6 protein-coding genes are annotated in these 5,927 nt (G+C 64.0%); all 6 read right to left on the bottom strand.

Annotation, left to right across the window (positions count from 1 at the left end; all coding sequences use genetic code 11):
* A partial coding sequence (gene ytpR, locus EGJ34_RS20075) for a YtpR family tRNA-binding protein (protein WP_148100531.1) occupies nucleotides 1–1,062 on the bottom strand: 1,062 nt, incomplete at its 3' end.
* 10 nt (nucleotides 1,063–1,072) lie between these two features.
* A complete protein-coding gene (gene pheS, locus EGJ34_RS20070) occupies nucleotides 1,073–2,068 on the bottom strand; it encodes a phenylalanine--tRNA ligase subunit alpha (RefSeq protein ID WP_125362203.1) in 996 nt (331 codons plus the stop codon).
* Between the two features lie 154 nt (nucleotides 2,069–2,222).
* On the bottom strand, nucleotides 2,223–2,582 hold the full coding sequence (gene rplT / locus EGJ34_RS20065; protein WP_003484828.1) for a 50S ribosomal protein L20: 360 nt from the start codon (nucleotides 2,580–2,582) through the stop codon (nucleotides 2,223–2,225).
* Between the two features lie 10 nt (nucleotides 2,583–2,592).
* The gene (gene rpmI, locus EGJ34_RS20060; protein ID WP_024868243.1) at nucleotides 2,593–2,790 is read right to left on the bottom strand and encodes a 50S ribosomal protein L35; all 198 of its coding nucleotides are present in this window, start codon (nucleotides 2,788–2,790) and stop codon (nucleotides 2,593–2,595) included.
* A gap of 245 nt (nucleotides 2,791–3,035) precedes the next feature.
* Entirely contained in the window at nucleotides 3,036–3,575 is a 540-nt protein-coding gene (gene infC, locus EGJ34_RS20055; protein ID WP_185750271.1) for a translation initiation factor IF-3, read from the bottom strand.
* A gap of 48 nt (nucleotides 3,576–3,623) precedes the next feature.
* Nucleotides 3,624–5,528, bottom strand: coding sequence for a threonine--tRNA ligase (thrS, locus tag EGJ34_RS20050; protein ID WP_125362202.1), 1,905 nt, complete (start codon nucleotides 5,526–5,528; stop codon nucleotides 3,624–3,626).
* Nucleotides 5,529–5,927 lie beyond the last annotated feature (399 nt).

Genomic DNA, 5,927 nt, shown 5'->3' with positions numbered 1-5,927 from the left:
GTCGGTGTGCAGGCCGAGCTTGCGGCCACGCCCCATGATGGCGGCCGGCGCGAAGTGCGCAGCCTCCAGGAACACGGCGGTGGTGTCGTCGGTGACGCGGGTATCCCAGCCGCCCATCAGGCCGGCCAGACCCACCGGACGGTCGACGTCGGTGATGACAAGGAAGCTGTCATCCAGCGCGGCGTCGCGGCCGTCCAGCAGCTTGAGCTGTTCGCCTGCGCGTGAACGGCGCACGCCGATGCTGCCCTGCAGGGTGCCCAGGTCGTAGGCATGCATGGGCTGGCCGAGCTCCAGCATCACGTACTGGGTGATGTCCACCAGCAGCGAGACCGGACGCACGCCGCTGCGGCGCAGGCGCTCGGCCATCCACAGCGGGGTGGCGGCGCGCGGATTGACGCCTTCGATCACGCGGCCGAGGTAGCGCGGTGCTTCAGCGCCGGCATTCAGGGTGATCTGCAGTTCGCGGTTGCCTGCGGCGGCCACCGGGGCGGCGTTGAACGGCACCACTTCGCTGGCGCACGCGGCGGCCACGTCGAAGGCGATGCCGCGCACGCTGAAGCAGTCGGCGCGGTTCGGAGTGAGCTTGATCTCGATGCTGGCATCAGGCAGGCCGAGATATTCGACCAGCGACTGGCCAACCGGCGCGTCATCGGGCAGTTCGAACAGCCCCGAGGCATCGCTGTCCAGGCCCAGTTCCTTGGCCGAGCACAGCATGCCGTTGGAATCCACGCCACGCAGCTTGGCGGCCTTGATCAGGAAGTCGCCGAATTTCGCGCCGATCATCGCCAGCGGGGCAACCAGGCCGGCGCGTGCATTCGGCGCGCCGCAGACGATCTGCAGGTGCTCGCCCTGCCCGGCATCGACCTGGCAGATCTGCAGACGGTCGGCTTCGGGGTGGCGCTCGGCCGAGACGATGCGCGCCACCACCACGTGGTCGAGCTTTGCCCCGAGGTCGGTGACCTCTTCGACTTCCAGGCCGATGGCGGTCAGCACCGCGCTCAGTTCATCGCGCGAGACCGTGGTGGGGACGTGGCTGCGCAGCCAGTTTTCAGAAAATTTCATGGATCACCGCTTACGCGAATTGCTTCAGGAAACGCACGTCGTTCTCGAAGAACGCGCGCAGGTCGTTCACGCCGTAGCGCAGCATGGCAAAGCGCTCCACGCCCAGGCCGAAGGCGAAGCCGGTGTAGCGCTCCGGATCGATACCGACGTTGCGCAGCACGTTCGGGTGGACCATGCCGCAGCCGAGCACTTCCAGCCAGCGCGTGCTGCCATCGGGCTGCTGCCAGGCGATATCCACTTCCGCGCCGGGTTCCACGAACGGGAAATAGCTCGGCCGGAAACGCATTTCGAAATCGCGCTCGAAGAAGGCGCGCACGAACTCGGACAGCGTGCCCTTGAGGTCGGCGAAGGTGGAGTGTTCGTCCACCAGCAGCCCTTCCACCTGGTGGAACATCGGCGAATGGGTCTGGTCGCTGTCGCTGCGGTACACCTTGCCGGCGGCAATCATGCGCAGCGGCGGCGCGTGGTCGCCCATGTAGCGCACCTGCACACCGGAGGTATGCGTGCGCAGCAGGCGGCCGTCGCCGAAATAGAAGGTGTCGTGCATGGCACGCGCCGGATGGTGCGGCGGGAAGTTCAGCGCTTCGAAGTTGTGCCAGTCGTCTTCGATTTCCGGACCTTCGCTCAGCTCGTAGCCGAGGCGGCCGAAGATTTCGGTGATGCGCTCCAGGGTGCGCGTGACCGGATGCAGGCCACCGCGGTCAGCGCGACGGCCCGGCAGGGTGATGTCGATCGCTTCAGCGGCCAGACGCGCGTCAAGCGCAGCGTTGTCCAGGACGGCCTTGCGTTCACCCAGCGCGGCGCTGACGGCATCACGGGCGAGGTTGATGGCTTCGCCAGCGGCCTTGCGCTGGTCAGCCGGCAGGCCACCGAGCTGCTTGAGCTGCGAGGTGATGCTGCCATTCTTGCCCAGCAGCGCAACGCGCAGGCCTTCCAGCGCGTCGGGACTCTGCGCGGCGGCCACGTCGGCCAGCGCCTGGGTGGTGAGGGATTGGATGTCGCTCATGGATAAACGGGACCTCGCGTCGGTCGATCTTCGCGATGGACGCCGGGCCGACTCCCGTCGCCAGAAAAAAGAATGGGGAAGGACTTGCGCCCTTCCCCATGCATTGCCTTACCCACAGCCGTTGCGCGTGAACGGCAACGGCAGGGGAATGGACTTATGCCGCCAGTGCGCCCTTGGCCTTTTCAGCCAGTGCAGCAAAACCGGCAGCGTCGTGCACGGCGATGTCAGCCAGAACCTTACGGTCCAGGGTGATGCCAGCCTTCAGCAGGCCGTTCATGAAGCGGCTGTAGCTCAGGCCGTTGATGCGGGCAGCCGCATTGATACGGGTGATCCACAGCGAACGGAAGTTGCGCTTCTTCTGCTTACGGCCGATGTAGGCGTACTGCTGTGCCTTGATGACGGCCTGCTTGGCAACGCGGAAGACCTTGCGGCGTGCGTTGTAGTAACCCTTGGCAAGGGTCAGGATTTTCTTGTGGCGGCGACGTGCCTGTACACCACGCTTTACTCGAGCCATGGTTCAGTCCTCAGAGGTAGGGAAGCATACGGGTCAAACGGCCTGCGTCTTCTGCGCGGACGTGGTTCGTCTGACGCAGGTTACGCTTCCGCTTGGTCGCTTTCTTGGTGAGGATGTGGCTGCGGTTGGCGTGGCCAGCCTTGAACTTGCCGGAGGCGGTCTTGCGGAAACGCTTGGCCGCCGCCCGGTTGGTCTTGATCTTGGGCATTGCTATGTCCTTGATGGTGTTTTGTCACTGACCAGGGCGGTGGCGTTGCCACACTTTCCGTCCGTGCCCTTGCCTGCTTGTAAGCCAGATTCCCCGATGGGAACCCGGCGGGTCCTTCACCCCGCAATACGGGGCCGCCCATTATGCACGACCCTGGAGAGGGATGCAAATGGTTGATTTGGGTGGGGTAAAGCGCTGCAGCCACGCAGGGCGTGGCTCTACGCTTAGGTCGCGCCGGAGGCGCGTTATTTCTTTTTCGGCGCGATCATCATGACCATCTGACGCCCTTCCAGGCGCGGACGGGACTCGATCACGATGTCCTCGCCCAGATCGGCTTCGATCCGGTTGGCCATTTCGCGACCCAGTTCCTGATGGCTCATTTCACGGCCACGGAAGCGGATGTTGACCTTGATCTTGTCACCGTCTTCCAGGAAACCGCGCATCTTGCGCAGCTTGATCTGGTAGTCGCCTTCGTCGGTGACCGGTCGGAACTTCACTTCCTTGATTTCGACCTGCTTGGTCTTCTTCTTGGCCTCGTTGGCCTTCTTCTGCGCTTCGAACTTGAACTTGCCGAAGTCCATGATCTTGCAGACCGGCGGATCGGCCTGCGGCTGGATTTCGACCAGGTCCAGGCCTTCTTCTTCGGCCATGGACAGCGCTTCGTCGCGCGACAACACGCCCACCATCTCTCCGTCGCTGCCGATCACGCGGACGCGCGGCACTCGGATTTCCTGGTTACGGCGGTTCTGTTTGTTGTCAGGGGTACTGATATTGCAATCTCCCAGAGGAATCAAACCGGCCCTGGACACGGCGTCCATAGGGCCGGGACTTGTTTATACAGACTGTTCTGCCTGCAACCGCTCGATGAAGGCCTGGACGGACATGCTGCCCAGATCCTCGCCGGAGCGCGTACGCACGGCCACGGCGCCGTTTTCCTTCTCCCGGTCGCCCACCACCAGCAGGTACGGGACCCGCTGCAGCGTATGCTCGCGAATCTTATAGCCGATCTTCTCGTTGCGCAAATCGGCGTTCACGCGGAAGCCTTGATCCGCAAGGGTTTTGCGGACCTCGGTCACGTATTCAGCCTGTGCATCGGTGATATTGGCCACCACCACCTGGGTCGGGGCCAGCCAGGCCGGGAACTGGCCGGCATGGTGCTCGATCAGGATGCCGATGAAGCGCTCCATGGAGCCGACGATGGCCCGGTGCAGCATGACCGGGTGCTTTTTCTGGCTGTTTTCGTCCACGTATTCCGCGCCCAGGCGGCCCGGCATCATGAAGTCGACCTGCATGGTGCCCAGCTGCCAGGTACGGCCAATGGCGTCCTTCAGGTGGTACTCGATCTTCGGGCCGTAGAAGGCACCCTCGCCCGGCAGCTCCTGCCATTCCACGCCACAGCTGGCCAGCGCCGAGCGCAGCGCGCCTTCGGCCTTGTCCCAGGTGGCATCGTCGCCCAAGCGCGATTCCGGGCGCAGCGCGATCTTGATCTGGATCTCGTCGAAGCCGAAGTGCTTGTACACCGCCAGCGCCTGCTGGTGGAACGCGGTCACTTCCGATTCGATCTGCGACTCGGTGCAGAACACGTGGCCGTCGTCCTGGGTGAAACCACGCACGCGCAGGATGCCGTGCAGCGCGCCCGAGGGCTCGTTGCGGTGGCAGGAACCGAATTCACCGTAGCGGATCGGCAGGTCGCGGTAGCTGTGCAGGCCCTGGTTGAACACCTGGACGTGGCCCGGGCAGTTCATCGGCTTGACCGCGTAGGTGCGCTTCTCCGATTCGGTGAAGAACATGTTCTCCTTGTAGTTGTCCCAGTGGCCGGACTTCTGCCACAGCGACACGTCCAGGATCTGCGGGCACCGCACTTCGCCGTAGCCGCTGTTGCGGTACACCTTGCGCATGTACTGCTCGACCACCTGCCACAGCGCCCAGCCCTTCGGGTGCCAGAACACCAGGCCCGGGGCCTCTTCCTGCAGGTGGAAGAGGTCCTGCTGCTTGCCGATGCGGCGGTGGTCGCGCATTTCGGCTTCTTCGATGCGCTTGATGTAGGCCTCAAGCTGCTTCTTGTCGGCCCAGGCGGTGCCGTAGATACGCTGCAGCTGCTCGTTCTGCGCGTCGCCACGCCAGTAGGCACCGGAAATGCGGGTCAGCTTGAAGGCCTTCAGGAAGCGCGTGTTGGGCACGTGCGGGCCACGGCACATGTCCACGTATTCCTGGTGGTAGTACATGCCCATGGCCTGGATGTCGTCGGACATGTCCTCGATCAGGCGCAGCTTGTAGTCCTCGCCACGGGCCTTGAAGATTTCGATCACTTCCGCGCGCGGGGTCATCTTCTTGATGACGTCGTAGTCCTGCGCGATCAGCTCGCCCATGCGCTTTTCAATGGCGGCCATGTCGTCCGGGGTGAACGGGCGCTCGGAGTAGATGTCGTAGTAGAAGCCCTCGGCGATGACCGGGCCGATCACCATCTTCACATCCGGGTACAGCTGCTTGACCGCGTGGCCAACCAGATGGGCGCAGGAGTGGCGGATGATCTCAACGCCCTCCTCGTCCTTGGCGGTGATGATGCGCAGGCTGGCATCGCGGTCGATGACGTCGCTGGCATCGACCAGCACGCCATCGACGGAACCGGCGATGGTGGCCTTGGCCAGGCCCGCACCGATGGACTGGGCCACGTCCATGACACTGACGGGGTGTTCGAATTCACGGCGGCTGCCGTCGGGAAGCGTGATCGCGATCATGTCTTTGGGATACGTAGATAAAAGAAAAGCGCCACGAAGGCGCCTGGACAAGGGGCCGTCGGGGAACGTCAGCAGTGGGCGGTGGTAGTGCTCATGTCGCACGCTGGGCCGGCGCGTTGGCGCGGGCCACCTTGTTGCCTTGAATGGGATGCGGTGATCTTAAACCAAACCGGCACGATCCGACCATGAATACGTGGCTGTGGCAGATGAAAACGGCAATGATTACCATGCGCAGCTTACGCCCCGCCTGCGCCTCCCCTGAGTTGCCCCCATGAGCCTGCCCCGATGAGCGCCGATACCCTGGCCACGCTGTACTGCGTGCTGGCGGGCGGCGCGTCCGTGTTCTCCGCACTGGCCTTCTATGCCGCCTCCCCGCACTGCCGCTGGCCGCGCCTGCGC

Origin of the sequence: Stenotrophomonas sp. 278, from assembly GCF_003935715.1 — a bacterium.
Lineage (GTDB): Bacteria > Pseudomonadota > Gammaproteobacteria > Xanthomonadales > Xanthomonadaceae > Stenotrophomonas > Stenotrophomonas maltophilia_AH.
This window is presented reverse-complemented; position numbering and strand designations above follow the sequence as displayed.